The sequence below is a fragment of the Microbulbifer sp. ABF4_143 genome (assembly GCF_056160225.1).
In genome coordinates this window covers 1-25,418 of record NZ_JBSWWT010000002.1, presented here as the reverse complement: position 1 = coordinate 25,418, position 25,418 = coordinate 1, and the positions used below count along the sequence as shown (strand labels likewise).

The 25,418-nt window shown below is 58.1% G+C and carries 23 protein-coding genes; 14 read left to right on the top strand and 9 right to left on the bottom strand.

The window, feature by feature from the left end:
• Positions 1-11 precede the first annotated feature (11 nt).
• The 4 genes from ACXAF3_RS01815 to ACXAF3_RS01800 all read left to right on the top strand — a co-directional run bounded on the left by ACXAF3_RS01815 (position 12) and on the right by ACXAF3_RS01800 (position 2,810).
• Entirely contained in the window at positions 12-854 is an 843-nt protein-coding gene (locus ACXAF3_RS01815) for a metallophosphoesterase (RefSeq protein ID WP_323844357.1), read from the top strand.
• The gene (locus ACXAF3_RS01810) at positions 851-1,411 is read left to right on the top strand and encodes a 3'-5' exonuclease (RefSeq protein ID WP_475110599.1); all 561 of its coding nucleotides are present in this window, start codon (positions 851-853) and stop codon (positions 1,409-1,411) included. The genes ACXAF3_RS01815 and ACXAF3_RS01810 overlap by 4 nt, the downstream gene beginning before the upstream one ends.
• Positions 1,412-1,521: 110 nt before the next feature.
• The gene (locus ACXAF3_RS01805; protein ID WP_475110598.1) at positions 1,522-2,238 is read left to right on the top strand and encodes an AHH domain-containing protein; all 717 of its coding nucleotides are present in this window, start codon (positions 1,522-1,524) and stop codon (positions 2,236-2,238) included.
• 8 nt (positions 2,239-2,246) lie between these two features.
• Positions 2,247-2,810, top strand: a complete 564-nt coding sequence (locus ACXAF3_RS01800; RefSeq protein ID WP_475110597.1) for a hypothetical protein — start codon at positions 2,247-2,249, stop codon at positions 2,808-2,810.
• A 172-nt stretch (positions 2,811-2,982) separates the two neighbouring features.
• Here the strand turns inward: ACXAF3_RS01800 and ACXAF3_RS01795 are convergent, their stop codons facing one another.
• On the bottom strand, positions 2,983-5,439 hold the full coding sequence (locus ACXAF3_RS01795) for an alpha/beta fold hydrolase (RefSeq protein WP_475110596.1): 2,457 nt from the start codon (positions 5,437-5,439) through the stop codon (positions 2,983-2,985).
• 546 nt (positions 5,440-5,985) lie between these two features.
• On the opposite strand from ACXAF3_RS01795, the gene ACXAF3_RS01790 reads away from it, so the two are divergent.
• Positions 5,986-7,401, top strand: coding sequence for a nicotinate phosphoribosyltransferase (locus tag ACXAF3_RS01790; RefSeq protein WP_475110595.1), 1,416 nt, complete (start codon positions 5,986-5,988; stop codon positions 7,399-7,401).
• 156 nt (positions 7,402-7,557) lie between these two features.
• Here ACXAF3_RS01790 and ACXAF3_RS01785 read toward each other — a convergent pair whose 3' ends face one another.
• From ACXAF3_RS01785 to ACXAF3_RS01770, 4 genes are all read right to left on the bottom strand, one after another.
• A complete protein-coding gene (locus ACXAF3_RS01785) occupies positions 7,558-8,043 on the bottom strand; it encodes a 5' nucleotidase, NT5C type (RefSeq protein WP_475110594.1) in 486 nt (161 codons plus the stop codon).
• A gap of 37 nt (positions 8,044-8,080) precedes the next feature.
• Positions 8,081-8,794 (bottom strand): NUDIX hydrolase, encoded by a 714-nt coding sequence (locus ACXAF3_RS01780; RefSeq protein ID WP_475110593.1) that lies wholly within the window; start codon positions 8,792-8,794, stop codon positions 8,081-8,083.
• 229 nt (positions 8,795-9,023) lie between these two features.
• A complete protein-coding gene (locus tag ACXAF3_RS01775; RefSeq protein ID WP_475110592.1) occupies positions 9,024-10,478 on the bottom strand; it encodes a DEAD/DEAH box helicase in 1,455 nt (484 codons plus the stop codon).
• Positions 10,475-11,020, bottom strand: coding sequence for a hypothetical protein (locus ACXAF3_RS01770; RefSeq protein ID WP_475110591.1), 546 nt, complete (start codon positions 11,018-11,020; stop codon positions 10,475-10,477). The genes ACXAF3_RS01775 and ACXAF3_RS01770 overlap by 4 nt, the downstream gene beginning before the upstream one ends.
• 58 nt (positions 11,021-11,078) lie before the next feature.
• Between ACXAF3_RS01770 and ACXAF3_RS01765 the strand changes: the two genes are divergently transcribed.
• The gene (locus ACXAF3_RS01765; RefSeq protein ID WP_323844366.1) at positions 11,079-11,336 is read left to right on the top strand and encodes a helix-turn-helix domain-containing protein; all 258 of its coding nucleotides are present in this window, start codon (positions 11,079-11,081) and stop codon (positions 11,334-11,336) included.
• Between the two features lie 184 nt (positions 11,337-11,520).
• Here ACXAF3_RS01765 and ACXAF3_RS01760 read toward each other — a convergent pair whose 3' ends face one another.
• The gene (locus ACXAF3_RS01760; RefSeq protein WP_475110590.1) at positions 11,521-12,384 is read right to left on the bottom strand and encodes a helix-turn-helix transcriptional regulator; all 864 of its coding nucleotides are present in this window, start codon (positions 12,382-12,384) and stop codon (positions 11,521-11,523) included.
• 124 nt (positions 12,385-12,508) lie between these two features.
• On the opposite strand from ACXAF3_RS01760, the gene ACXAF3_RS01755 reads away from it, so the two are divergent.
• From ACXAF3_RS01755 to ACXAF3_RS01740, 4 genes are read left to right on the top strand one after another with little or no spacing between them, the layout of a single operon-like run.
• The gene (locus ACXAF3_RS01755; protein ID WP_475110589.1) at positions 12,509-13,330 is read left to right on the top strand and encodes a Wadjet anti-phage system protein JetD domain-containing protein; all 822 of its coding nucleotides are present in this window, start codon (positions 12,509-12,511) and stop codon (positions 13,328-13,330) included.
• On the top strand, positions 13,323-16,388 hold the full coding sequence (locus ACXAF3_RS01750; RefSeq protein WP_475110588.1) for a hypothetical protein: 3,066 nt from the start codon (positions 13,323-13,325) through the stop codon (positions 16,386-16,388). The genes ACXAF3_RS01755 and ACXAF3_RS01750 overlap by 8 nt, the downstream gene beginning before the upstream one ends.
• Positions 16,389-16,399: 11 nt before the next feature.
• Positions 16,400-17,842 (top strand): hypothetical protein, encoded by a 1,443-nt coding sequence (locus ACXAF3_RS01745; protein WP_475110587.1) that lies wholly within the window; start codon positions 16,400-16,402, stop codon positions 17,840-17,842.
• 2 nt (positions 17,843-17,844) lie between these two features.
• The gene (locus ACXAF3_RS01740; RefSeq protein WP_323844371.1) at positions 17,845-18,420 is read left to right on the top strand and encodes a condensin complex protein MksE; all 576 of its coding nucleotides are present in this window, start codon (positions 17,845-17,847) and stop codon (positions 18,418-18,420) included.
• Positions 18,421-18,571: 151 nt separating this feature from the next.
• Here the strand turns inward: ACXAF3_RS01740 and ACXAF3_RS01735 are convergent, their stop codons facing one another.
• The gene (locus ACXAF3_RS01735; RefSeq protein WP_475110586.1) at positions 18,572-19,186 is read right to left on the bottom strand and encodes an aminotransferase class I/II-fold pyridoxal phosphate-dependent enzyme; all 615 of its coding nucleotides are present in this window, start codon (positions 19,184-19,186) and stop codon (positions 18,572-18,574) included.
• Between the two features lie 116 nt (positions 19,187-19,302).
• On the opposite strand from ACXAF3_RS01735, the gene ccoG reads away from it, so the two are divergent.
• Together ccoG and ACXAF3_RS01725 are read left to right on the top strand one after the other, a co-directional pair.
• Positions 19,303-20,661 carry a cytochrome c oxidase accessory protein CcoG gene (gene ccoG, locus ACXAF3_RS01730; RefSeq protein ID WP_475110585.1) on the top strand — a complete coding sequence of 453 codons (1,359 nt, stop codon included), beginning with the start codon at positions 19,303-19,305 and terminating at the stop codon, positions 20,659-20,661.
• A 213-nt stretch (positions 20,662-20,874) separates the two neighbouring features.
• Entirely contained in the window at positions 20,875-21,726 is an 852-nt protein-coding gene (locus ACXAF3_RS01725) for a mechanosensitive ion channel family protein (protein WP_475110584.1), read from the top strand.
• 10 nt (positions 21,727-21,736) lie between these two features.
• Here the strand turns inward: ACXAF3_RS01725 and ACXAF3_RS01720 are convergent, their stop codons facing one another.
• Positions 21,737-22,666, bottom strand: a complete 930-nt coding sequence (locus tag ACXAF3_RS01720; RefSeq protein ID WP_475110583.1) for a LysR family transcriptional regulator — start codon at positions 22,664-22,666, stop codon at positions 21,737-21,739.
• A gap of 106 nt (positions 22,667-22,772) precedes the next feature.
• Between ACXAF3_RS01720 and ACXAF3_RS01715 the strand changes: the two genes are divergently transcribed.
• Both ACXAF3_RS01715 and ACXAF3_RS01710 read left to right on the top strand, forming a co-directional pair.
• Positions 22,773-23,366, top strand: a complete 594-nt coding sequence (locus tag ACXAF3_RS01715; RefSeq protein ID WP_475110582.1) for an FMN-dependent NADH-azoreductase — start codon at positions 22,773-22,775, stop codon at positions 23,364-23,366.
• A 597-nt stretch (positions 23,367-23,963) separates the two neighbouring features.
• On the top strand, positions 23,964-24,503 hold the full coding sequence (locus tag ACXAF3_RS01710; RefSeq protein WP_475110581.1) for a 3'-5' exonuclease: 540 nt from the start codon (positions 23,964-23,966) through the stop codon (positions 24,501-24,503).
• A gap of 183 nt (positions 24,504-24,686) precedes the next feature.
• On the opposite strand, the gene ACXAF3_RS01705 is transcribed toward ACXAF3_RS01710, so the two are convergent.
• A partial coding sequence (locus tag ACXAF3_RS01705) for an IS3 family transposase (protein WP_475110580.1) occupies positions 24,687-25,418 on the bottom strand: 732 nt, incomplete at its 5' end.

Sequence of the window (25,418 nt, the reverse complement as noted above, 5' to 3'; positions counted from 1 at the left end):
GTGAGTCTTCCATGAGTCTGTTCCTCAATGTCGACAGGAATCTTGCCGGACGTGACTTCGTCGTCGGGGACCTGCACGGCCATTTGCAGCAGCTCAATAAGCAATTGCGGGAGGTTGCCTTCGATCCTGCTTGCGATCGCCTCTTCTGTCTCGGAGACCTGGTTGACCGAGGCCCGGACAGCGAATCTCTGCTCGCAATGGTCGATCAAAAGACCTATTTCGGCATTCTCGGCAACCACGAAGCGATGATGATCGCCGGGTCCGAGAATCCGGAAACTGCACTCCGGCACCGTGCCAACGGCGGCGACTGGTTCTACAGGCTGCCGCAGGCACAACAGCAGTACCTAGTGAGCCAAGTTAGGCGATGGCCCTGGGCCATCGAGCTAGACGCCGGCGGCCGGCACATCGGCCTGATCCACGCCAACGTCCTCGGCGGCAGCTGGCCGCGAACGCTGCGCGCCCTGGCCGTAATCGAGGAGTCCTGGTCCTCTGGCGTATCATTGGAAGAAGACGAGCGAGTGGCGAATACCGCGGAGCAGTTCCTATGGGATCGCTCCCTGGCCAGCCAGCTGTACCGGCGCTTGCTCGGGCTGGGCGATGCGAAACGCACCCCGGCCGAATACAGACGACTATTTCTGGAGCGCCTGGACACGATTGCCCAGGCCGAACCGAAAGCCCTCGCCCCCTTCCGGATCGACGGCATCGACGCACTCTACCTCGGCCACAACTTTGTACCCAGGCCGGTCGCCGTGGGCAACTGCCACTTCCTGGATACCTATCGCGGAGAGGAAGGCGAGCGGCTCGCCCTGGTGTGCCTCAGCGAATCCCCTGGAACAACGGAGCCCCTTTCATGACACCGCCGAATGCGGATCCCATCCGTCACCTGCTGATCGTCGACCTCGAAGCCACCTGCTGGAACGATCGCCCACAGTCCGCCGAGACCATGGAAGTGATCGAGTTCGGACTAGCCCTGGCCACCCTGGAGGGAGAAGTCCTGGCCAGCCACAGCCAATTAGTGAGGCCCACCATCAACCCCGAACTCAGCGATTTCTGCTGCCAGCTCACCGGCATAGATTCCGGACAAGTGGCGGTGGCGCCGGACTTTGCAGAGGCGACAGCGCTGCTGAACGACTGGCTGCAGGGGCTCGAATACCACGCCTGGGCCAGTTGGGGACAGTACGACTTCAACCAGATCCGCGTCGAGCAGGCGCGCCACGGTTGCGCGCCGGCATTTTTTGCCAAGCCCCATATCAACCTCAAGGCGCTGTGGCAGGAGAAAACCGGCAAGAAGCGCCGCTCGGGCCTCGGCAGCGCACTACAGTCTCTCGGTTTGGAATTCGAGGGGCAGCAACATCGCGGGGAAGACGACGCGCGCAACATTGCCCGGCTATTGCCGAACTTGGATCTGTAGCGCCGATCATCACGACGCGCCGGAAGGCTTTCCTCCGCGTTCGGAGAATGTTGTAACATCCCGTTTTGAAGAATGCGCTCTTCGCATCAAGCAGCAATGGAGTAATTGCGATGGAATATGATCACGGACGACGGATCACGCCTCACTACCATGAAATGAGCCCTCTCGAACGGGCGATCGCCGGTTTCGAGGAGAAGGCCAAGTCCTACTATCGCAAGACCATGGCATCGGCCAACGAGACGCCCGAGCAACGCGGGAAGCGAGAGAAGGAGCTTGATAAGGCGCTCGCACACCTGAAGGCCCAGCGGCTGGCCACCCTGACGCAGGTTCAGGTGCAGACCAAGTTGGAAGAATATCGCGCAGCCCTTCGGCCCGGAGACGGCGCAACCCGCCAAGAAAAGCGGGCCTTGCGCGGGGCGATGGCACTTGAAAAACATCATCCTACTGAGACACTCGCCAGGTTCATGTGCGCGGATGGTCGGCCCCAGCCGGGCCCGCGCTTCACGGCGCACCACATCGTGCTGGGCAAGGGGAGAACCCAATACGCGGCACAATCCCGAATCGATCTGCACTTTCACGGCATACGCATCAATGACCCCGACAACGGCGTTTGGATGCCCCGGCAGAAGCAGGATAAAGGGCACTGGGCCATGCCCCATGCCGCTGCGCACTCCGAGATACATACACACAACTATGAGCACTGGGTCCACACCTCGACGAACGTCATCGCCGACAGCGAGGCATTCCAGGCCAAGCTGATAGCCCTGCGCAACATTCTGCGCGATGGCCAGCAGCCCGACTACGTCACCCAGCCGCCGCTAAGGTAACGAAGGCCATGATTTATAAGATCTTTGAAGACAGCCAGAATTACCAGAGCTTTACGCTGGACGTCGAGGACTATCTGGACTTGCTCGACCCGGACATCGGGGAGCAGGCCGCAATGCAGCTGGGCACCCTGGATGTGCCGGTCGCGGACTTCTGGAAGCCTTTGGAAGCTGCCTATTTTCAAAACGAAGACACTGTAGCGCTGCCGGACATCGGCATGTGGAGACCCGGCTTCCTGATTCTGAACCAGAAAGCCGAGGAAGTGCTGCACGACCTTCTGTCCCCCTTCGGAGAGTTCTTGCCGTGCAACCTTCCGGGCGGGCGCTGTTACCTGTATCACTGCCTCAACAGCAGGCCGATAAAGGCCGATCAGATTTCCTACCGGATGCACGGCGAAACCCATGTGGAAGTCGAATCCCTGACCTTCCCGGAGTCCCTGAAGGACCACGTCTTCAAGGCCCAGAATGAAGTGTCGTTCGATCTGTTTTGCTCCGACGAAGTCGTATCGAGAATCGATAGCGCCGGGTTGAAGGGCCTTCTCTTCAGTTCCGAGTTGTCTCGACTAAGGCCGTGAAACCTCCCTCGTGCGCCGACTGTTCCCGTCTCAACAATTCTTTGATCTGAGCCGCTGATCTTACCCGTCCGCCCTCTTCCTGCATCCGCAACGAGAAATTCCGTGCACAGGAGCTGTGCGGCTCTGGCACCTAAACGCCGGCTCTGGATATCCAGAGCCGGTCTCATTCCACTTACGCAGTTTCCGCCTCGGGTAAATTGCTGAGGTTGTTTTCTTCAATCCCATCCGGAGACGTGGTCAGATACTCTACCAACCGCAGATCAATCTCTCCTTCCTCCGTCGCGATAAAGTACCGAGCGCGCCCTTCTACTACCGCGTTTTCCGCATGGAAGTTAGACACCTGCAGCCCCAGCGCGTCATTGCACAAATGCGTGACCCAGGAACTGGCCGGCCCGGCGGTCGCCTCCCGGATCCGCACATGGGTGACCTGGAACCCTCCAGGGGGACCTTCGACGGCCTCTTCCGGCACCGGCAACCGGGTCCGGGGAAGCGCGCGCAGGTTGTTGTCGGGAGTATCGTCCGGGCGGGTGGCCAGGTAACGCCGACCGATAATCGAGGTACGGTTACCCGCACTGTCTGCAATTTCATAGGGAGTCACCCCACCACGGCCTCGAGCCAGGTTAAGCACCTGCTCATAGCTCCGCGGCTTCCACAGGGGCGCAAAGTGGAATTCAGTAAACCGGCCGCCTTCCCTGCGCGCGGTCAGCACTTCCCGCGCCGGCCGACGCTCGGCGACGAAGGTAAGGATGCGCTGGGCGAGCCAGCGTGGCCGCTCCGCGTGGATCGAGTGGCCGGTGTTGTCCACCAGCACCGCATACCCAGGGTTGTTCTCCATCAGCGGCGCTATGAGGCTAACCCCGCCGAAGATATTGAAGCGGTGCTCATCCACCACGTCATTGGCCCCGGCGATCAACAGGGTAGCGATATCGGAAGCGTTGTAGCAGGGCAGGCCCCGGCTATCGGCCACCTCGTCCTGGTGGCTGAACAGCAGCTGCTCATAGGCGATGCGCCAGTGCATGCGCCGGCGCCGGCTGTTGTAGGTTTCGTTCAGGGTCATCAGGGCGGATTGGGCGGCCGCGGCCGAGTCGTAGCCGGCCCGGCACTCATCCCGCAACCACTCGTCCGATTGCTTGATGGTGGTGATGTTTGCCACCCCCTCCACCACGATCGAACCCAGAACCTGGGGGCCGAGCAGCCCCGAAACCAGCGGACCGAGTCCTGGCCCGAGGATCGCCGGCGCCAGCCCCGCGACCAGGGGCTGCAGGAAGAAGGACAGCAGGCGCACCCCAGCCTCGAACTCAGGGGTACCGTCGTTTATCAACCGCTCACCTTGCATCTGCAGGCCGATGAAGTCCGCCCTGGAATCGTCCGATTCTGCATGCTGGCAGCGCTGATGCGGCCGCTCCAGGGCCTCTTTGGCGATGGGATCGAAGTGCTCCCCCGGGCTGGGAATGAAATAGTCGGATCGGCCGAAGGACACGTAAGAGCTCGCCGGCGACCAGCTGACCAACGCATCCAGCCAGCTGGCGCTGGTGACCAGCCGCTCGGACAGGCGCAACGCCAGGTTGCCTCCCATGCTACCGCCCACCACCGCGGCGATGCGATCCAGGATGCTGGTGCGGCCGTCGGCGACTATCTGCCGATCCAGTTCCTCCACGAATTCCACCACCAGCTTTTCGTAGTACTCGAGCATGCCGAACCGCCGTTCCTCCGGGTGATCCGGTACGAATCGGGTGGTCGTCTCCAGCGGGGAGATATCCTCGTGATCCAGGTATTCAGAATAGCCGTTGGTGGGGAAGTCGAAGCTGATCACCGCAAAAGGCCTGCTGAAACTGGAATAGTCCTGCTCATCGAGGAGCCCCTGATAGAAGGAGCCAGCCTCCTCCAGCCGGGAGCTGTGGCCGTGCAGGAATACCAGGATCAGGCAGTCGTCGGGGATCACCGGCGGGCGGCGGGTTTCCGGCAGGCTGTCGAAGACCGAGACCCGTGGATCGGCATCCGTGGCGCCAGCGATGGCGTAGCGGATGCGGCTTTGAATACTGCGCCCATCGTGGCTGACAGTGACATCCAGATCCGCGCAGGGCCAGTTGGTGGCGCCGATATTGACCGGGCGCGGGGGCGGGTCCCGCTCTGCGTTGACCGCGATCCACCCCAAGGGCTCCCTAGCCACCACACGGTGCTCCACGGGCCCATGTAGCGCCCAGAGCACCGACATGGCACGGTTCACCACGTACTCGGCCGCCTCGAAGGCCTGGCGCGACCGGTCGGGGAGGATGGTAACGCCGCGGTCTTCCGCGGCTCCGTGTACGGCCAAGGCCACAAACCCCTTCATTCGAGGTATATCGACCTCACCACCCTCGCCGATGGCCGCCCGGCGGAATTGCGCCAGGTTGTCGACGCCGGTGACGCACAAATCCGCAATGGCCAGGGAGACAACTGGACTACCAGCGCCACCGAAGCCCAGCGCGGCCGTGGCATCGCCGGTTTCCAAAAGGCGGAACATCGCGGCAACAGCGAGGGTACCAACCGGGTTGCCCCACTGCACCAGGGAATCGTCGCGCAGGGATGGATTGAGACGCCCGTTGGACGTGCGGGAAAACAGCAGTTCCAGCTGTTCCTCGGATGGCATGGAGAGACCTGCGGTGCTGGCCGTCGGGCAGCTTTCGGCGACACCAGGATCGGTGAAATGACTGACGTTCATGGGGAATTCCTCCAGCAATTGCAGTTCAACATCGAATAGTTGAATTCAAGAGTCCCGAGAATGGTTCGGGACATGACATTGCATGGCTGGGAGAACGGCAGCCGCGGACTTTGTTGTTATGTAGCGGCTGCGCGGATGCTAGCACGGACTATTTGCCCTTAATAGCGGCCCTTGCTCAGATTCGCTGTAGGTACACGAAGGATGGATATGCCCTACGAGTGGGGACCACTGTTAAGACTGCGCCCGATACTAATGTGATCGATGTGATGATGGCTTGGCAACATGGAATCCAAAGATTGTTACTTCTTTCAGCTTTCTCAACGCGAAACTCCATGGATCAGAGCTTGACATAATAGTGTCGATAAGACACCATCCAATCATTGGAGACGAAACGTCACTAATGATCAGCAGCTTCTGCTGCTCAATGTGCTGGACAGACCGGCACCAACATCACTTCGACGGAGGATTTCCGCGATGCAAGACTACAACCCGATCTTGAACGTAGACAGCTACAAGACCAGCCACTACCTCCAGTACCCAGAGGGCACCCAGTACGTCAGCAGCTATATCGAGAGCCGCGGCGGGCAGTTCAAGGAGGCGGTCTTCTTCGGCCTGCAGGCCTTTATCAAGCAGTACCTGACCCGCCCCATCACCCGAGCCGACGTGGACGAGGCGGAGGACCTCTGCCTGGCCCACGGGGTGCCCTTCAATCGCGAGGGTTGGGAGTACATTCTTGAGGAGCACCGGGGCTACCTGCCTATCGAAGTCCAGGCAGTACCGGAAGGTATGGTGGTGCCGGTACGGAACGTACTGGCCCAGGTGATCAACACCGATCCCAAGTGCTTCTGGCTCACCAGCTATGTGGAGACCGCCCTGCTTCGAGCCGTCTGGTACCCCACCACCGTGGCCACCCAGAGCCGCGAGGCAAAGAAGGTTATCCAGCGCTACCTGGAGGAAACTGCGGACGACCTGGACGGATTGCCCTTCAAGCTGCACGACTTCGGCGCCCGTGGCGCCAGCAGTCAGGAGACCGCCGGCCTGGGCGGCTTGGCCCACCTGGTAAACTTCCGGGGTACCGACACCATCGCGGCGCTGATCGCCGGCCGCCGTTTCTACAACGCCCCCATGGCCGGCTTCTCTATTCCAGCCGCAGAGCACAGCACCATGACCAGCTGGGGCCGGGAACACGAGACCGAAGCCTACGCCAATATGCTGACCCAGTTTGCCGGCGACGGGCGTTTGGTGGCAGTGGTTAGCGACAGCTACGATCTGTGGAACGCGATCGACAACATCTGGGGCGGCAAACTGAAGGAGCGGGTGGAGAACAGCGGCGGCGCCCTGGTAATCCGCCCGGACAGCGGCGATCCGGTGGACGTGGTCACCCAGACCATCGAGCGCCTGATGCGTATCTTCGGGGCCCGGATCAACGACAAGGGCTACCGGGTGCTGCCGAACTATATCCGGGTGATCCAGGGTGATGGCATCTCTCTGCACACCATCGAGGGCATCCTGGCGGCGATGAAGGCCCGCAAGCAGAGCGCCGACAACATTGCCTTCGGCATGGGCGCCGAGCTGCTGCAGAAGGTGAACCGGGACACCATGAAGTTCGCCATGAAGGCCAGCGCGGTCAGGGTGAACGGCCTGTGGCGGGATGTCTACAAGGATCCGGTGACCGATATCGGCAAGCGCTCAAAGAAAGGCCGCCTGGCGCTGATCCGCCGTGGCGACGGCACGCTGGGGACAATTCGCGAACAGGATCTGGGAGATCGCCCTAACCTACTGCAGCCGGTGTTCCGTAACGGGGAGCTGCTGGTTGAGCAGGACCTGGAGGCAATCCGCGAGCGCGCGGCCATTCCGCGCAGCGAAATGGCAATGGCCGCCGCCTCTTGATCGCATCCCACCGGCGCCGTGAAAACTGAGGCGGTACGGGGTTTTCACGGCGCAAAAATTGTTCGACGCCCACCGAACGATTTCTATGACTCACAATCTGCCCGCAGAATGGGTCATAGAAACCCATTCTATGACTCACGTGACGTACGACTTGATCTAAGCGCCCACCTCGGCACCAGCCGACAGGCGCTCAAAGAAGCGCCTAACGTCCAGCCAATCCGGGAATGGAGTCTGTCCAAAGTGGATCAGCTCTCCCTCGAAATACTCCTGCCCCCGTCCTTCGGCATTGTCATCGATCAGGTAGTGGCCCCGATTGAGCCCCTTGTGCGCACTGATGATCAAACGGTCGACCACGTCGGAACCCAGATGCTGCTCCACCCAAAGGCGCTTCTCCGTGTAGCAGTGGGGATTCATGGTCGAGGGTGCGGTCAGGACGAACACGGCGAACGCCTCCTGCTCGTGCAGCCAGCGATAGGTCTCTACTGCGTGGGGCAGCGGCTGCAGTCCGGCGTAGAAGCCGGGGATACTCTGCGGAAAGGCGACGTCCGGCCGCTCGCACTGGTAATACCGATAGGCACCATCGAAATCGCACAGGGTGCGATCCATGTCCACGTAGATTACGGTCTTATCTTGCCAAGACATCGTTTACCTCTTACCGTCGGGCCACCGATTGCGGCGACTACTGTTCCAGATTGCGCACGAAGGTGTAGTCCCCGGACTTCGCCCGCATCCGGTAGAGCGTCGCCGGCCGTCCGCCCTCCGAACGCTTCTCTCCGGTATCGATCAGCAGGTCCGCCTGCTCGATCCGGCGCCGGAAGGACTTCTTCTGCAGTGGTTTGCCGAGGATCGCCTCATGCACTCGCTGCAACTCCGGCAGAGTGAATTTTTTGGGCAGCGCATAGGCGGGTACGATGCTATACAGGGCCTTCTGGCGAAGACGCTCCTGGGCGTAGCGCAAGATCTTGCTATGATCGAACGCCAGATCCATCTTCTCCGCGCGGGCGACCTTCACCCAGGCTACGTCGGAAACCGTATCAATATGAGTCTGGCAGTCCTGGTGGGCGATCAGGGCGGTATAGCAGACGGTAACCGACCAGCCGCGCTTGTCCCTGTCGTCGCCGCCGAAGGTATACAGCTGCTCGACATAGGGGGGCTCTACTCCAGTCTTTTCCTTGAGTTTGCGGACGACTGTATCCTCCAGGGTCTTATCGGCGTCCTCTGCGACGAAGCCTCCTGGCAGGGCCCACCTCCCTTTCTGCGGGTGGTTGAAGCGCTCCACCAGAAGCACCTTCAGCTCGTCTTGATGGTAGGTGAACAGCACTGCGTCCACCGTGAGCAAAGGGGCCTCGAATGCCCCCTTGTCATAGCCTTGTAGGTACTCTTCCTCGTTCATTCAGAGCTCATATAGTGTCGTTTGGGCACTATATTACCTCTGATAACGCGGTGGTCACAATCTCGAGACAAAGGGGGTATCGGAGTAGGATCAGACGTGGCTCGCCTGGAACCGGGTAGCCTTAGCCAGGCTGACCGAAGAATTCTCTTCCCCAAGTTATGAAACGCCTTCCTGCATCAAACGCACGTCAACTCCCCTGCTCTCAACCTGAAATCTCGCCATCGCAAATTTACAGGGGAGCCTGTAATCTGCCAGATGGAGAGCCGCGACCACCAAGATCAGTTCCGCTTATCTCCAGCAATTTCTGTACGAAGTACCCAGAAATATTTATACAGGCTTCGTAGGACTGCGCTAGCGCCGATTGGGTACCGGCTAGCTCTTCAGGGACGCTTTCTCCACCAGCAGAGCCGGTGCTGATATCGATCGCTGGGCTGGTATTTGACCACTCCCTCTCTTGCTCATCTGAGGATGAACTCGAACCAACATCGACCTCGGTTGCGGGTTCTATCGATTCGAATGTCAGAATGTTGGTTTCGGGAATATCCTCCGATACGCGCAGGGCATACTCGATCAGGGTCGGTTCAGCGGGCATCAATAGATAGCCTTTCTCGCCCTCCTGCCCCGTAGCGCGAAGAATGCGCCCCAACACCTGGCGGAAATAGAGTTCTGTCTTAACGCGCGTCAGATAGCAACAGACCTGCAGTCGCGGCAGATTGGTGCCCTCGCTGATCATCCCAACAGAAATAATCCATTTGCTGGTGCTATTGCGGAACTGGCGGATGGTTGCTGGCGGGTTGTCCTCGGCGTAAGTGGCGATCTCGGCAGCTTCATTGAACTCCGCGTGCAGTAGATGCGCGATTTTCCGTGCATGAGAAACGGAGGTCGCGACTATCAGTCCCCCGGCATTTGGAGTTCTTTTCCTCAGACTATCGAGTTTACGCGTCGCTCGGCGCAGGACTTCCGTAATCAGGACATCGTTATCCAAGAGATCCTGGTAACTGCAATCTGACTGCGATAACAGCTCTTTGAAGGAGCGGTAGCAATGGGTCTCCGCGCCTTCAGTGACCCAGATTTGTGAATTGTCGACAGCGGTGATACTTGGCTCTCGGCAAACGCCGTCGGTAATGGCTTGGCCCAATCCATAACGGTAGTCGCAATGTACCTTGCCGGATTCCCTGCAGTAGTCCGCTAGTACGATAGGGATATTGTCAGACCTCCACGGTGTGCCAGTGAGCGCTAACGAATAAGCTGACTTTCCGCGGATATGGCGATAAATGGTTTCTCCCCAGCTATTGCTTTTACCTTCCTCCGTGGCCGCGCAATGGTGGATTTCGTCAAATATCACGAAGACTCGATAATTCTCCAGAATTTCCCAAAAGGAAGCATCCAAAGAGCTCATGGCCTGATAGGTCAAAGAGCAACCATCGGCGCCGAGCCGCCCATTCAGTCTTTTACCTGTCCGTACTTCCAGCTCCTTCCGAAAATCCTCAGCCACGACGATCGCAGGGGAAAAACACAACACCATGTCGATCATTCCGGCTTTAAACAGCCGCTTGGCCAACAAAGCCGCCATAATTGTTTTCCCTGCCCCAGGAGTGGCCAGGCACATGAAGTGGCGAATATCTGAGCAATACTGTGCATAGGCCCGAGAGATGCTCTCGGCCTGCCAACGGCGTAAGTTCATAGCGAGTAAGGACTAGGCTGGAGGTCGATCAGGGACTCGAGAGCTCTCACTTTACCGAGAGTTTTGGCATATTCCTCACGAGTTTGATCATACTTCTTCTGGATCGCCCCTTTTAGGCCGGGCTGAGCCTGAACGATTGCCTCATACTCTTCGAGCGCGCCCGTTGCCGAAAGCATATCTGTTCGATATTTGTTCAACTTCACTTTGAGCGTACGAACTACCTCGCCGGACAGTGGCTCGTCAGCCCGTTCGGGCCTAGCATCCAGATTCATTGGAACGGAAGGTACCGGATCCAGCTGGGTGAGATCCTTTATCCGATACTCGATCGGATGGGGCTTACCGGTATTGATCCGTTCCAGGACTCCCCGCTCTTCCAGCTTGCGCAAGTGCCGCTTGACCAACTGGCTGACCACTTTCTTGGGTTTGGAAGCTTCACCTACCAGTTCCTGGTAGGCATCCCTAAAACGGGGTACAGAAAAGGTATCAAAGTTCCCGGTCTTCAGTAGTGAGACGAGTTCGGGCTTTACCCTCAAAGCTTTCATAGTACATCTAGCTGTCTCGAATTTCGCGCCATTGTACTTCGTCTCTACTATCGAGACAATGAAGTCCTCCCCCTATTCACCCGATGCTGACAAGCTCCGCAAGTGGCTCAAGCAACAACGCGAAGAGCGGGGGCTTTCTATCCGTGCCGCGGCCGGGATGCTCGGCCGTCACCATTCGATCATCGGCAAGATCGAACAGGAACGTAAGAAGATCGATATCGTTGATTTCGTGGAGTACTGCGCGGTCCTGAATGCTGACCCCCACGAAGGGTTAGATGTTCTGATTAGCTCCCTTAAGAGCGCTAAAAAGATATAGATTCTTCTCAGCCCACCAGCTACCCCCAGCCATCAAAGATCGTTCAAAAATTAACCGCAAAGCGCAATGGCCGGTGAGCTGGTGCATTTGAGAACGATTATCACTACGAAATCTGGACGGCGGCTTTGACACCACCTTCCCAGAACACGTCAAGGGACATTTTTATTAAGACGATTCACTGAATTCAGTCCTGCCGAAAACCAGGCGCAATGGCCATGCTGCCAATACCCATCAGCTCATGGCGGTTCATCAGCCGCAAGGGATATTCAAGCGCATTCATGTCCCCGCCCAAGGAGCAATCCACCCGTAAATCCGTCAACACAAAACCACACACCGCCGCATTGATCATGATGTTCTTTACAGGCTTGTCGGAGAGGCCAAGGTCCTCCCTTAGCGCAACCTGATTTTCTCTCGATGGATGAGGGGCTACTGTGACGGTCACCTGCTGAGCCCATTCAGGATCAGGCGCTATCCGATCACCACTACAATCGCGCCTAGAAGGTTCTGCTGAGCTGACACGACTGAAACGGAATGTGCGATACCCATCTTTCTCCGGGTCAAAAGCCCGGAAATACCAGGCCCCGCCCCCCTGAAATAATGAGGTAGGAAAGAGGGTCCGGTAGGTTTCCCCGGAGCTGCCAGAGGCATAAGCCGCGTCCACCCCAGTACCAGATACTAGGGCGCGCGTGATAGCGCTGACAGCAAATGGGTCCAGCGGTGCGGTGAGATTGGTCGGAACATGGGCGCCAAATCTGACCCCGGCAATCTCGTGATAATCCACTCCATAAGCCAGAAGGGAAAGGGCCCTATCCACATCATGTTCAAAAGCCGGTCTGAACATAGGGGCAGCCAGATACCTTCGCTCGTTGACGGAATACGTAAGATTGTCAGGATATCGATCGCGATACTCCTTAAACGTTCGGCTGGCCGTTGCGGTACCCACATCAAAGTGCGCAATGAGATCTCCGCGGGTGACACGACCTGAAAACGCCAAATATAGGTCTATCAGACGTAACCGCTTCAGTGCATGTTGTGACAATTCAAGCATAGCTCGATTCTATATCATATGATCGTAGCTATCATAAAGAACTGTATGTTTTATTACTAGCGAATCATTTGATCGCTGTTTAGAATGTGACTTCTATTCAAACAGCCCCAGGAATGCCTAAAAAATGCGCAAACCCCACGAGTTCCTGAGCGCAATCAGAGCTGGCACCCCAATAGATTGGCGCCGGCTCCTCAATGCCATGTCAAAAAATGGCATTCCCCCGGGTACATTGATTCTCTGCCTGGCTCCTGAATCCCCGCTGGCACAGAGAACCCAAGTCCGAATCGTCGACGAGTCCTTGTTTACCGACATCGAATCCCAATTCCCCTCCCCTACTCCGATCACAGATCGTGTATCTGCCTCCCACACCGGTAAATCTCACAGCCAGTCTGTGGAAGGTAATGCTCTGATGATTCAGTATCACCCATGGCAAAGGCCCGAAGTCGCAGTGAGCTGGGACGGTAGACGCTGGTCGCCTCCGCCGCCGGAAAATACCAGCCTGGTTATCGTGGAAAACCTGCAGAACTTTCTCCGGTACCGGGAAACCCTCGATCTGATCACTGCAGATTGCGATATAGAGGACCAGCCCGAACAGCTGGTACTGGCCTTTGGTGCTGGAAACGCTGCGGCCAAAGCCTGCAACCTTCCCTACTACCGACAATTCAGAAATGTTTACACCCTCTTTGATCTCGATATGGGAGGGATAAAGACCTACGCAAATCTCAAAAGCCTGCTGGGGCCGGCGGACATGACGCCCCGCTTCCTGGCACCCAGCAACTTTGAGCAATACCTCGAACGCTCCCGGTGGCACCTGACACAAGATGAGCGTAGCGCCATACACCTTGCCAGAGCCAAGCACCCGGAGTTGGCACCGCTATTAACCTGCATGTACACCAAAGGCAAGAAACTGGAACAGGAAACCTATCTGGAAAGAATCCATGGATAACACCCTCACTCTGCTGGACGAAGGCGACATCTACCGTCTGAAGAAACTGATTCTGGTCAATTCAGGCAGTTGCGCCTATGTGGAAATCCCCATTGACGAGAGCTCTGCCCTCCTATCCAAGAACAACAAGGGCAAGACCTCCGCGTTGAACGCCCTGAAGCTGTTCCTGCTGCCAGAGGTGAACTTCCGAAACTGTGAGAAAAAGTTCGAGTTCAAATCTGCTGGTAAGGTATATACCGGTATTGAGAGTTACAACTACTACTTTCCCTGCGATGCATCTTTCTTGATCCTGGAAGCAGAGAACGTACACGGGCAGTTCTGCATCGTCCTACACCAAAGCAGAGAGGAGTTAGGTTACGGTCGGATCAACGTCCCGCACCCGTATGAAGCCATTCGTCACCTGTTCTGGGATTACAATTCCTCTGCCAATCAGGGGTTGGGACAGCATCCCCCAGGACTGTCACTGGCAGAGGTCACCAAAAGCCTGCTTGATCTCGGCGGCCGGCTGTTCACGGACTCGGAGAGTATCCGTACCGCGATGTTCACTCGCGTCAATCCGGCACGCCCCGAAACTCGTTTCTGCATCGTCCCCACAGTACAGCCTCCCGGACCATCACTACTCAAGTCCATCAAGGCCATGCTGCAGCTTTCCTTCGACATCAAAGGTGCCGACACCGCCAACCTGCCCCTGGCGATGGCCAATATCATCGACAGTGAAATCTCCATCAACAAAAAATCCATCAATATCGATATCAAAGGTATTCACGAAGAGAGAGAACAACTGCGCCGAGAAGCAGATTTGATCCAGGCCATCAAGAACAACATGGATCACTGGAAAGTCCTGAAGTCCTCAGAAGGCACCTACCAATCGGAACGCATCAAGGCACACCGGAAATACTGGGTGCTGAAAGAGTCTATTCAGGCCATAAAAGAAGGCCAAGCACCAAAGCAGGAACAACTCAATGGCGAAAAAACCGGGCTCGAAGGACAGCTGAATGGTGCCAAGTCCGCGCGCAAGGCTGTGAGCGAATCTCTGACTGGCCGAAAATCCAGCCTTAGCACAGTCAGAAATGACCTGAAGTCGATAGATAGGCGCATAGTAACTTCCGAGGAGGCTATAAAGCAAACCAGCTTGGTGTGTAAGACCACAGAGCTGTCGCAAATCATCAGTTATCTCAACGACGTCTTGTCTGAAACCAGGGAGGAACTCACTGCTCTGAAGTCGCGGGAGGAAGCCAACCAGGCCTTACAAAGTCGATTGGATGATAAGAAGAGCTACCAAACGCGCCTGGTACAACTCACCGAACAGCTCCAGGATAACAAAAAACCCTTACTCGGTTATCTGCCCTCTCACAGCGCCACCGTGTTACACAGCCTAAACCCAGGCTTCCAGCGGCTGACCGGTGAACCCATGAGTAAGCACATCGATGCCATCAATGAATTCTCACTGCTGTTTGAAGTCAATAGTGACCAGTTGGAATTCATTGGTGAGCCCCTGCCCAGCACGCCCATCAAGATCTTCGACGCCGACCGCGCCCGCGAAGAAGCAGAGTGGGAAAAAGAGGACCTTACGGGGAAACTGAAAACCTGCGACGACAAGATTACCGAGCTGAACAGGTTTATCAAATCCAGCGGTCCACTCACACAGGAGATGGTTGCCAATAAGCAGGCAGAAATCACTGCAATGGAAAGCGAACTCACCTGCCTCCACCGCTACGAGGGCGATATGGCAGCTCGCGAAGAAAAACGGGCTCAAGAATTCGATCTGCAAAGCGAGATCGCGAAGCTTGAGGAAGAGCTGGCCGAAGCCAACGCCCACCATCATGAAATCATGCAGGCGATGGCGGAACTGCAGGAGAAGCTGAACGCGCTCGAGCAGCAGCAGAACAAGGTCCGCGACACGGAACAAGAACTCCGATTAACGGAACGCTCCGCACCAGAACTCCCGAAAATGGTCAAAGCCACCATTCTAGAAAGAGAGTTGATCACCGACTACAACGCCCTCGCCGATGAACATGGTCCGTTGCAGCGCTCTATCACCAAATACCGCGACGCCCAGCAGGAAGCAGAGCGCAGATACCGACAGCTGGCCCAAGCCGGCATCATTGAAGTGGACCCAGAAACCCTTCACCAAGTGAGTCTGGATTCAGAGGTTTTCGCCGGGCTGTTTTCAAGATTGCGCTCTGAGTTCGAAAATCTAGCTAAAAAGGAACAGGAACACCAGGTTCGTATCAGCAACCACAACCACAAAACCAGCGCCGAACTCAGCATGCTGGATAGCATGGGTGTGTCCATTGAGAGCTTCGAGAAGCGGATCAATGAAACCCTGGCCGGAGTGAAAATTTCCAACTTGACGGGTGTCAAAATCAAAATAGAGACGCTAGAGGCATTCAATGTTCTACGCCGAGAACTGAAAGACTACCGGGTTAGCAGCACTGATCTGAAAAGTGATTCCTTTTACCGACGGCTGCTGGCGTTTAGCCAGGAGTACTTAGTTTCATCACGGGGACAATATGCAAAGCTGGACCTTGAGCGGATCATCACCGGGGTCGACTTCATCTACGAGATCAATGGCCAGGAGGAAACCACCTCCCAGTCCAATGGCACCAACGGCATGGTCAATGCAGTCCTGCTGTCGATCCTGATGCGCAGACTGGTACCGGAGGACGTCACCTTCACCCTCCCCGTGGTGTTCGACGAAATCGGCAGTCTGGATGAGGACAACCTGCCGGAGCTGCGCCGAGTGGTGGAGCAGAACCGCTTTGTACTGCTGGTAGCCAACCCCAACAACAACGGATATATCGCCGAGCACATTGGGCGCTGGCACGATATCTACCTGCAGTATCTAACTGAAGGCACTGCGGTGGGCAAATGCCATGCGGTATATCTGTCTGAGGAAGAATCCCTCACCGTCATACCGCCTACCGCCATGGAAGAGGAAACGGAGGAGATATCCGGGCCTCTGGATAACCTAAATGGACGTGAGAGTGACGACTCCAGGCAGGCCGAGACACTTTACACAGCCAAAGCCGATCACGACGTCGTGACGGCGCACTGAGGTCTCGCGCTATGCCAGTCAGAGTCGATATCACGCTCATCCAGGTGCTGCAGAACAAGCACCTGTTCTTCACATTGATGGACCGGGTAGAGCGGGATCAGAAAAACCCCTCGATGGAGTTCACCACCAGCGATTACGACAAGCTGCTGATGCAATCAGTCGCCGGGCTGGAGGTGGTGGAGCGGCAGAAGCAACTGGACGCCCTGTCTCTGGACAATCTGGAGCATTGCGGACTGCTCAACTACCGGGATCCCCAGTCTGGCCGCTTCCGTCTGAAAGACTTCGTATTGGAGATGCTGCGTCACCTGGACAATTCCCGGCTCCGGGAGCTGTCGTCGGCAGAGCTAAACCAGCTTATGGCGCAGCTTGAGCAGTGTTACAAGCAGGTCAGCAACCCCCTGATCCCATGGGTCGTGGGAATTCCTCAGTTTGATGAGATGCTCGAGCAGGTCTATCAGACCCTGCACGGGGTGGACTCACGCATCCGCTCCGCGGTGCGCGCGTTAAAAGGACAGGCAGAGACACTGGCAGCCAAGGTGGATGAGCAGGCTTTTAACGACCTTGAGCATACCGATCAAGTGCGCGAGGCGCTGGATTCCATATTGAAAATCCACGAGCGCTATGTGACACCGACACTGCAGTTTCTGGATGAGCGATTGGATATACGCCGGCTGGACACAGAGCTCGACGGTAGCTATGCGCCGATGGCGCTGGTACGTAAGATTGTCGAGCGCTTCCAGCAGCACAATCAAACCGAACACGTGGCCCGGCTCAACAGGATTCAATTGCATATTCTAGGTAACTCACAGGATGTGGGCGAAATAGCCAACAGCCTGGAAACCTACATAAAGTATGCGCAGGACGAACGTCGCCGCTACAACCGCACCGAAGAGTTATTCAATGTGCTGAAAGATGCTGTCCAAGAGCGCCAGACTGGGCAACTGCGAAACTGGGCTTTACGCGCAGATGATCCGGTATTCAATCCAGTGCGGATACTAGGTGGACTGAAAAGCTACAACCGTAGCTACAACGCGAAACTGAACTGGCCCGAATCCCGGGGACTCGCAGAGTTCAACGAGCTGTTGCGGGTCCGCCTTAAAAACGAGACGCTGCACCCGAAGGCCGGACGCAAGCCCGTACAAGAACCTCCCAGCGCCGCGGAGATTGCCAAGCGCAATGCGGTCAGTAGGATCATGGAGGCGATGGAAGGGTTCGGCTTTGATGCAGACTACCAAGATGCATACCGGGTGCTGCATGAATACCTGTGTGCGACCATGCCAGGATACAGGCTTAACCTGCTGCTTGATGCCCTGCCCTTTCTAGGTGCCAAGGGCCAACTGCAGACGCACCAACCGGCGGAATTTTCCGAAATTGATCACAAGGATATGCGACTCCGCTACCGCAAACGCGTATATCTAGCCAAGAGAGAAGAGCAAGCAAGGGAGAATCAGTAACTATGGATATCGGAGCAAGCCAAAGAATCTACCAAGAGCTCATCAACGGTGGGGTCATCAACAAGAAGACGCCAGCCGACGGCCACTTGGTGGACAATCCCTTGTATGACGAACTGGCATCCTCGGACAACCGCCCCCATTACGACCTGCTGTACCGCTGTATTGGATACGAGCTGAAAGAGCTTGGGGAATGCTTCTTCCTGAACGAAATCGGGAAAAACGAGATACTTTCAGATGCGGCCATGAAGATACAGGCCATACTAGTAATCCTGGTGCGAGGAACGACACAAATACCACTGTTGACGTCTATCTTGACGGAGTACACAGCAGGCCTCGGTAAAGAGCACCTGGAAAGGATTGGGGAGAACGAAGAATATCAGCACATCATGCGGGCTGTGGGATTACGTAACAGCTTTGCCAAAGAACTAGAGAACGTGTTGATCGCGCGCAAACTGGCGCACTGGAACGGGAAAGAACGGCTGGTACTGAGCAGCGGGGGTATAGCCCTTTTGGATCATCTCCATCTACAGATGGAGATCGAATCCTCGGAAGCCTCGGTCAGTGGCGCGAGCATTTAGGACGAGAATTTGATGACGCCACATGTGAGAATGATTCTCATAGCCGCATTCCACCTAAAAGCCATGAGTCAAATTTACACCGAGCGAATTCATATAAATCAATAGGTTAGCGGTTTATTACGCAACATTTCTCTCGATTTAGTCAAATAGCCTAGAAGCCGGGGGACTCGACGGCGACCACGTCGCCGCGCTGACAGCAGGCCATCAGGGCCAGAAACAGCGCGTGCTGACACCCGGAGGTGATGCACAGCCGCTCCGGCTCGGCCGCCCAGCCGCGCCGGGACAGGTGTATCGCCAGCTGCTCGCGCAGTCCGCGGTCGCCGGCGGGGTCGTCGTAGTACTGGAAGGTATCGCCCTTCTGGCGCCTGAGTGAGCGGGCGATGGCGCGGTTCAACGCGACGATACCGGGCGGGAGATCTCCGGCCTCCAGGTCGGGCAACAGGTCGAAGGCCGCGCTTCTGCCCATAATGTCCTGCAACAGCTCGCTGACGGTCACCGGCGCCGGCGCCGCGACCCGCGCCCGGCCGCGCGGCTGCCTGACTGCGGCGGCCTGCGGGCGCACGAAATGGCCCGCCTTCGGGCGGGCCTCCACCAGCCCCTGCGCCTCGAGCCTCTGCAGCGCGTGCTGCACCGTGGCCTTCGAAACCGACAGTTCCCGGCACAGAGAGCGGATGGACGGCAAGCGCTCCCCCGGGCGCCAGCGCCGCGCCCTGATACCCTGCAGCAGCCAGGCTTCCAGCTGCTGGTAGCGAAATTCCGCGGCCACCGTTTTCTCCCCCACACCAAATCTGTACCTATTATATTTATTTTTTTTATGCCTGACCCTATTGGCGCCGCTGGCGTAATCTGCCGCCCGTCAGATGTCTAGCGGATTGCGCCACCATGGAAAAAATTCCCGTTGTACCTGTCGACCCGCCCGCTCCCGCGCGCGACGGCAAGTTTCACGTGCGGCTCATCGAGGGCCGCTTCCAGAACCTGCGGCGCCTGATCAGCTGGCCACTGATGGCCCTGTTCTTCGGCCTCGTCTGGGTGCAGTTCGACGGTCAGCCGTGGCTGCTGTTTTCGTTTGAGCAGCGCCGCATCATCCTGTTTGGCAGCGCGCTGTCCTGGCGCGATCTGTCGCTGCTGGCCGGCCTGCTGATCGCCGCGGCCAGCCTGCTGTTCTTTCTCTCCGTCGCCTGGGGGCGCATCTGGTGCGGCTTCGCCTGTCCGCAGAGCATATGGACCTGGCTGTTTATCCGCATCGAGGACCTGACCGAGGGCAAAGCGCACAGAAGGGCCGCGCAGGAGGGGCGCCCGCTGAGCGGACGGCGGCTCCTCGGCCGGATCGCCAAGCACCTGCTGTGGCTACTGCTGGCCCTCGCCACCGCGGTCACCTTCACCGGCTATTTCATTCCCATCCGCGAACTGATCGCGGACGCGCTACAGCTGCAGCTGTCCGCGCCCGTTGCCGCCTGGCTGGCGATCATGGCGGGCCTGACTTACGCCAACGCCGGGCTGGTGCGCGAGAAGATCTGCCTGCACGCCTGCCCCTACTCGCGCTTCCAGAGCGTCATGTTCGACCGGGACACGCGCACCGTCAGTTACGACGCCCGCCGCGGAGAACCCCGCGCGAACCGGCGCAAAGGCGGTGCGGACAGCGGTGACTGCATCGACTGCGGCCTGTGCGTACAGGTGTGCCCGGTCGGTATCGATATCCGCGACGGCCTACAGGCCGCCTGTATCGACTGCGGCGCCTGTATCGATGCCTGCGACGGCGTGATGCGGAAAGTTGATCGCCCCACAGGTCTGATCCGCTTCGCCTCCGAAGTCGAGCTGCTGGGCGGGGCCAGCCGCTTCCTTCGCCCCCGGCTGGCCGGCTATGGCGCCGTGATGGCCTGCGCCTTCGCCGCGGTGCTCTACGGATTTACCGGCACCACCAAATTGCTGGTGGAGATCCGGCGCGATCGCAGCGCGCTGTTCACGCGCCTGGACGAACAGACGGTGTGCAACAACTATCGCATCAAGGTGGAGGGATTTGTCGAGGAGCAGCGCTTTGTCGATGTGTCGGTTTCCGCCGACGGGGACTATACGCTGTTCGGCCCCGGCCGGATCGACCTGGCGGAGAACAACGCCAGCTGGCTGCCCTACCGGGTCTGCAGCCGCGGATCGAAGCGGTCGAGTGCGGAGCTTACCTTTCACTTCAGCGGCGGCGCTGTCTCCGCAGAGAAGAAATCGACCTTCCTCGCCCGCTCCTTCTAGGCCCGCCGGCTAAGGTCGCCGGCTAAGGTCGCCGGGTCGGCGACAATAGCGCCCGGCCCCACTTACATTCCCCGCCGCGAAAAGCTACAGTGTCGCCGCAAATCGCAGCGCACATACCCCCATGCTTCAGCCGCCCCCGGCCGGGGAGCGTGGTCGGCTAAGCTTGCGGAGCGCGCGGAATTCACCTCAACGGCAACAGTGGTCTTCCAACGCATGGGATCAGAAATTCTGGACCGGGTCCTCGACAACAAACTCGTTCTTACTTTATGTGTCATCGCCGCAGTCCTGTTTCTGCGCTGGCTGATATCGTTTGCCATCGCCCGCAGCAGCTGGGCCAAGGCGGACAAGCGGCGCCGTATCAACACGGTGCACAATATCGGCAACCTGCTGTTGGTAATCGGCGTGATTGCCATCTGGATCGCGGAGCTGCGCGAGTTCGCGCTGTCCATCGCCGCCTTCTCCGTGGCAATTGTGATCGCGCTGCGCGAGTTTGTGCAGTGCTTCGTCGGCGGCGTCTTCCAGGCCGGCATGCGCTCCTTTGCGGTCGGCGACTGGGTCAAGATAGGCGACAAGTTCGGCGAGGTCATCGACAGCGACTGGCTCAGCACCACCCTGCTGGAGATAGATCCGCACGGTCTCGGCAACGGCTATACCGGCGCGACCCTGTACATCCCCAACAGCGCCTTCTTCACCCAGCCGGTCAAGAACCTGAATTTTATGCGCCGCTATATCGAGCACAGTTTTTCCATTGTGCGGGAAAGCAAGGGCGTAAACCCGTTTGAGGCGAAGCAATTTATCACCGAGCGGGTGCGCGAGCACTGCGAGTCATTCCGCGAAGTGGCGGAGCGCTACTGCAAGCTGATCGAGCATCGGATGGGGGTGGAACTGTCGGGGCCCGATGCGGAGGTCACCATCGCCACCAACGAACTGGGGCACGATGTGCTGACGGTCACCGTCTTCTGCCCGCGCGAGGAGGCCCACGAGATAGAGCAGCGGGTGACCGAGGATTTCTTCAACTTCTGGCACGAGAAGACACGCGCCAAACCGGCTGCAGAGAAAGAATAGGCCCTGCCATTCAGCCGCCCTCGCTGCACATCGACTGCATCTGTTCGCGGATGATCTCCGCCAGCCGCCGCACCCCGGGGCCTGGCGCCTCGCGCTCGGCGAAAATCAGGTACATCGGGATCCTGCGCTCGCTGCCGCCGCGCAGCGGCAGCGGCTTCAGTATGCCCGCCTCCAGTTCCGCGCGGATCTTCTCCTCCGGCAGCCAGGCGAAGCCGTAGCCGCGGCAGACGGCACCGATGGAGGTGGCCATATTGGTCACCGTCCAGCGCTGCGCCACATCCACCGTGACGGTGCGGCTGGTGCGCTGGGAGCTGGAGTCGCGCACCACCAGGTGCCGGTGCTGGCGCAGGTCGCGCAGCGTGACCTCGCGCCCGAGCCGGTGCAGCGGGTGATCCGGGTGTGCGACCGGGATGGCGCGCGCCTGCCTGGGCAGCAGCTCGCCGTTGAAACCGGTGGGGATATGGGGGGTGATCGCCAGATCCACGCGCCCCTGCCGCAGCGCTTCCGGCGCGCCGCCGATCACCGTCTCATACAGCTCTATGCGGGTCTGCGGGCTCTCGTCGCCGAAGCGGTTCAGGCAGTCGAGCAGCAGCCAGGTCGGAAACAGCGCCTCCACCGCGACCGCGATCTCCGCCTCCCAGCCGGCGGACGCCTTGTGCGCGGCCTGCTCCAGGCCGGCCGCGTCCTCCAGCAGCAGCTTGGCGCGCCGGTACAGCATCTCCCCGGCCGGCGTCAGTACCGCCTTGCGCCCCTCGAGTGCGAACGCCTCGATATCCAGCACCGACTCCAGCTTCTGCACCGCGTAGCTGACCGACGACTGGCTCTTGTGCAACCGCTCCGCGGCCTGGGCGTAGCCGCCCTCCTCCACCACCGCCACCAGACAGCGCCACTGCTCGAGGCTGATCCGCGGTGCCGGCTCGATACTGCCATTAGCGCCCATATTATCGACCCAATAGATAGGTTTGAGCGTATTTTTATAATTTTTAATCGGATAATTCAATGCTTTAATCGCCGCATCTGAACACAAGCCCGAGCGGAGGTATTCCATGGCAAAGCTACTCAAGATCCAGACCAGCATCTTCCAGAACGACGGCGCCTCCTCGCAGCTGGCGGAGCAGTTCGTCGAACAGTGGCTGGCGCGCCATCCGGACGGACAGGTCGTCAGGCGCGATCTGGCGGCGGAGCCGGTGCCCCACCTGGACCTGGCGCGCTTCCAGTCCTTTAACACCCCGGAGGCGGAGCGCACCCCGGAACAGAGGGCCGTCGTCGGCTATTCCGATGCATTGATCGAAGAGATCGCCGACGCCGACACCCTGGTACTCGGCATTCCGATGTACAACTTCGGCGTCCCGTCGACACTGCGCGCCTACTTCGACCATATCGCCCGCGCCGGCGTGACCTTCCGCTACACGCCGGACGGTCCCGAGGGCCTGCTGAAAGGCAAGAAGGCGGTGGTGTTTATCACCCGCGGCGGCCAGTACGGCGAGGATCACGGGCAGACCCAATTCGTGCGCCAGTTCCTCGGCTTTATCGGTATCACCGATGTCGAAATCGTCCACGCCGAGGGCCTGGCCATCGGCGACGAGTCCAGGGAAAACGCACTGGGTGCGGCCCGCGAGCGCATAGCGCAGCTCGTGTAATTTCTATCGGCGCACTTACACTGGTAAGCGGCGGTCTTTCGCCACCTCAGGTTGCTGACAAAGTCCTGCAGTCGGAATTGAAGGCGAAGTACTAGGGAACCTCTGATTAAGTCCGTAATGTCTCTGGCTTTCAGAGGCTCCCTAGGGCGGGTATATCGAACCGTCGGCGACGGAGCCTACAGGGACGTATTCACAGCGTTTCGAAATACCCGTCCTAGCAGGCTGTTGAAAAAGTATTTTTCGACAGCCTGCTAGGACGGTCGTGGACGGCCGGGCCGCAAATCAAGCACTTACGTGCTTGATTTGTCGTTGAGGGTTTGCGGACATGCGCCGCAAACCCGGGTTGAAAAAGGTCAGGGATGACCTTTTTCAACAACCTACTAGTGCTTCGCCACCGTGCCCGCTTAGAACACGACCTGGAGTTTATCAACAAGCTGAGGCGACGATCTTTAGTCGCCTTTTCTTTTCTGAAGAGAAATCCCTATGCGCGAGCAGCCAATGCCCACACTGTTTGAAGGTTGGCAGGGATTCTGGAAATTTTCGCCAAAATGGGGTTAACTTGTTGTTTTTATAAAGTTTTTTACTGACGGGAACCCCTTGCAAGCCATCCTTATTGTTGATTTAGAAGCCACCTGTTGGGATGACCGCCCGCAAACCGTACAGGATATGGAGATCATCGAATTCGGCTGCGCCCTTGCCTCCATTGAGGGTACTGTCACCAGCACCTCCCATCAGCTTGTCAGGCCTACTCTAAATCCTGAACTCAGCGATTTCTGCCAATCTCTGACCGGCATCACCCAGGCCATGGTGGATGAAGCTCCTGGCTATCAAGAGGCTGTCCAACGACTAGACGCATATATTGGCGAGCTGCGATTTGACGCTTGGGCAAGTTGGGGCCAGTACGATCTGAATCAGATTGACGTTGAGCGTGAGCGGCACGGCGTTACTCCAGTATTTTTCACCGCCCCTCATATCAATCTCAAGGCCCTGTGGCAGCAACAGAAAGGCAGTAAACGGCGCGCCGGGCTTGGTGCCGCGCTCGCATCCGCTGGGCTGAAGTTCGAGGGCCGTCAACACCGCGGCGAGGACGACGCAAAAAACATCGCCCGCCTGCTGCCTTATCTTGACCTTTTCTGAGTCTGAGCCTCCGCCTCTGCGGGACTGCTGTCTTTCGCCTCTGCGATCGCCTTGAAGTGGCTCAAGCTGGTCCGAGCCTCGGCGAGAGAAATTTCGAGCTCTGCTTGCCGACGCGCATTTTCTTTGAGTTCCTGTTGAGCTTGCGCCAACTGCTCCTGCATCAGATCGCTCTCACTGTAGTGGTCAAGTTATTTTGGCCACCGTCTTTTGAGCATTCCAGTATTTCTCTTCTGCCACATTCGGCGGTAAACCGTCGTTATTCTGGTGTGGCCGTATTTGGCTGTAGTAGCCGATGATGTAATCATTGATGGCCTGCTTTGCAGCCGGGAAACTCTGGTAGCCAGTCTCCGGCACCCACTCCGTTTTTAAACTCCTAAAGAAGCGCTCTGTCGGCGCATTGTCCCAGCAGTTTCCTCGACGGCTCAGGCTCTGTGTCATCTGGTAACGCCATAGCAATTGCCGAAACCCCAGGCTGGTGTACTGACAGCCTTGATCTGAGTGGAACATTACCCCTTCCGGCTCTCCTCGCGATTCATAGGCCATCGTCAGTGCCTTCTTTACCAGTTCCGCATCTGGTGACAGCGACAATGCCCAGCCAACGGGTTTGCGTGCAAACAGGTCCAGGACCACCGCCAGATAAGCCCAACGAGCGCCTGTCCAGATGTACGTGATGTCACCGGCCCAGGCGGCATTCGGTTTCTGGACGTCGAATTTCCGGTCCAACAGATTCGGAATATCGACATGAGGCTGCTCCACCTTTTTGTACGCATGGGAAGGAGCCTGAGTGCTTTCCAAACCCAATAGTTTCATCCGGCGGCCTGCGCGGTATCGGCTGAGCGGGGTTCCACCTTGCGTTACTATCTTCGCAATGGAGCGGGCCCCCGCTGAGCCGTTACTGGCTCTATGTGCGGCCTT

What these genes read in the sequence shown, in the direction of transcription:
- ACXAF3_RS01775 (WP_475110592.1), bottom strand. Translation starts at nt 10,478, where the DNA reads ATGAACTTACGCCGTTGGCAGGCCGAGAGCATCTCTCGGGCCTATGCA.
- ACXAF3_RS01720 (WP_475110583.1), bottom strand. Translation starts at nt 22,666, where the DNA reads ATGGGCGCTAATGGCAGTATCGAGCCGGCACCGCGGATCAGCCTCGAG.
- ACXAF3_RS01790 (WP_475110595.1), top strand. Translation starts at nt 5,986, where the DNA reads ATGCAAGACTACAACCCGATCTTGAACGTAGACAGCTACAAGACCAGC.
- ACXAF3_RS01815 (WP_323844357.1), top strand. Translation starts at nt 12, where the DNA reads ATGAGTCTGTTCCTCAATGTCGACAGGAATCTTGCCGGACGTGACTTC.
- ACXAF3_RS01755 (WP_475110589.1), top strand. Translation starts at nt 12,509, where the DNA reads ATGCGCAAACCCCACGAGTTCCTGAGCGCAATCAGAGCTGGCACCCCA.
- ACXAF3_RS01770 (WP_475110591.1), bottom strand. Translation starts at nt 11,020, where the DNA reads ATGAAAGCTTTGAGGGTAAAGCCCGAACTCGTCTCACTACTGAAGACC.
- ACXAF3_RS01725 (WP_475110584.1), top strand. Translation starts at nt 20,875, where the DNA reads ATGGGATCAGAAATTCTGGACCGGGTCCTCGACAACAAACTCGTTCTT.
- ACXAF3_RS01785 (WP_475110594.1), bottom strand. Translation starts at nt 8,043, where the DNA reads ATGTCTTGGCAAGATAAGACCGTAATCTACGTGGACATGGATCGCACC.
- ACXAF3_RS01795 (WP_475110596.1), bottom strand. Translation starts at nt 5,439, where the DNA reads ATGCCATCCGAGGAACAGCTGGAACTGCTGTTTTCCCGCACGTCCAAC.
- ACXAF3_RS01715 (WP_475110582.1), top strand. Translation starts at nt 22,773, where the DNA reads ATGGCAAAGCTACTCAAGATCCAGACCAGCATCTTCCAGAACGACGGC.
- ccoG (WP_475110585.1), top strand. Translation starts at nt 19,303, where the DNA reads ATGGAAAAAATTCCCGTTGTACCTGTCGACCCGCCCGCTCCCGCGCGC.
- ACXAF3_RS01740 (WP_323844371.1), top strand. Translation starts at nt 17,845, where the DNA reads ATGGATATCGGAGCAAGCCAAAGAATCTACCAAGAGCTCATCAACGGT.
- ACXAF3_RS01805 (WP_475110598.1), top strand. Translation starts at nt 1,522, where the DNA reads ATGGAATATGATCACGGACGACGGATCACGCCTCACTACCATGAAATG.
- ACXAF3_RS01745 (WP_475110587.1), top strand. Translation starts at nt 16,400, where the DNA reads ATGCCAGTCAGAGTCGATATCACGCTCATCCAGGTGCTGCAGAACAAG.
- ACXAF3_RS01800 (WP_475110597.1), top strand. Translation starts at nt 2,247, where the DNA reads ATGATTTATAAGATCTTTGAAGACAGCCAGAATTACCAGAGCTTTACG.
- ACXAF3_RS01780 (WP_475110593.1), bottom strand. Translation starts at nt 8,794, where the DNA reads ATGAACGAGGAAGAGTACCTACAAGGCTATGACAAGGGGGCATTCGAG.
- ACXAF3_RS01760 (WP_475110590.1), bottom strand. Translation starts at nt 12,384, where the DNA reads ATGCTTGAATTGTCACAACATGCACTGAAGCGGTTACGTCTGATAGAC.
- ACXAF3_RS01750 (WP_475110588.1), top strand. Translation starts at nt 13,323, where the DNA reads ATGGATAACACCCTCACTCTGCTGGACGAAGGCGACATCTACCGTCTG.
- ACXAF3_RS01765 (WP_323844366.1), top strand. Translation starts at nt 11,079, where the DNA reads ATGAAGTCCTCCCCCTATTCACCCGATGCTGACAAGCTCCGCAAGTGG.
- ACXAF3_RS01810 (WP_475110599.1), top strand. Translation starts at nt 851, where the DNA reads ATGACACCGCCGAATGCGGATCCCATCCGTCACCTGCTGATCGTCGAC.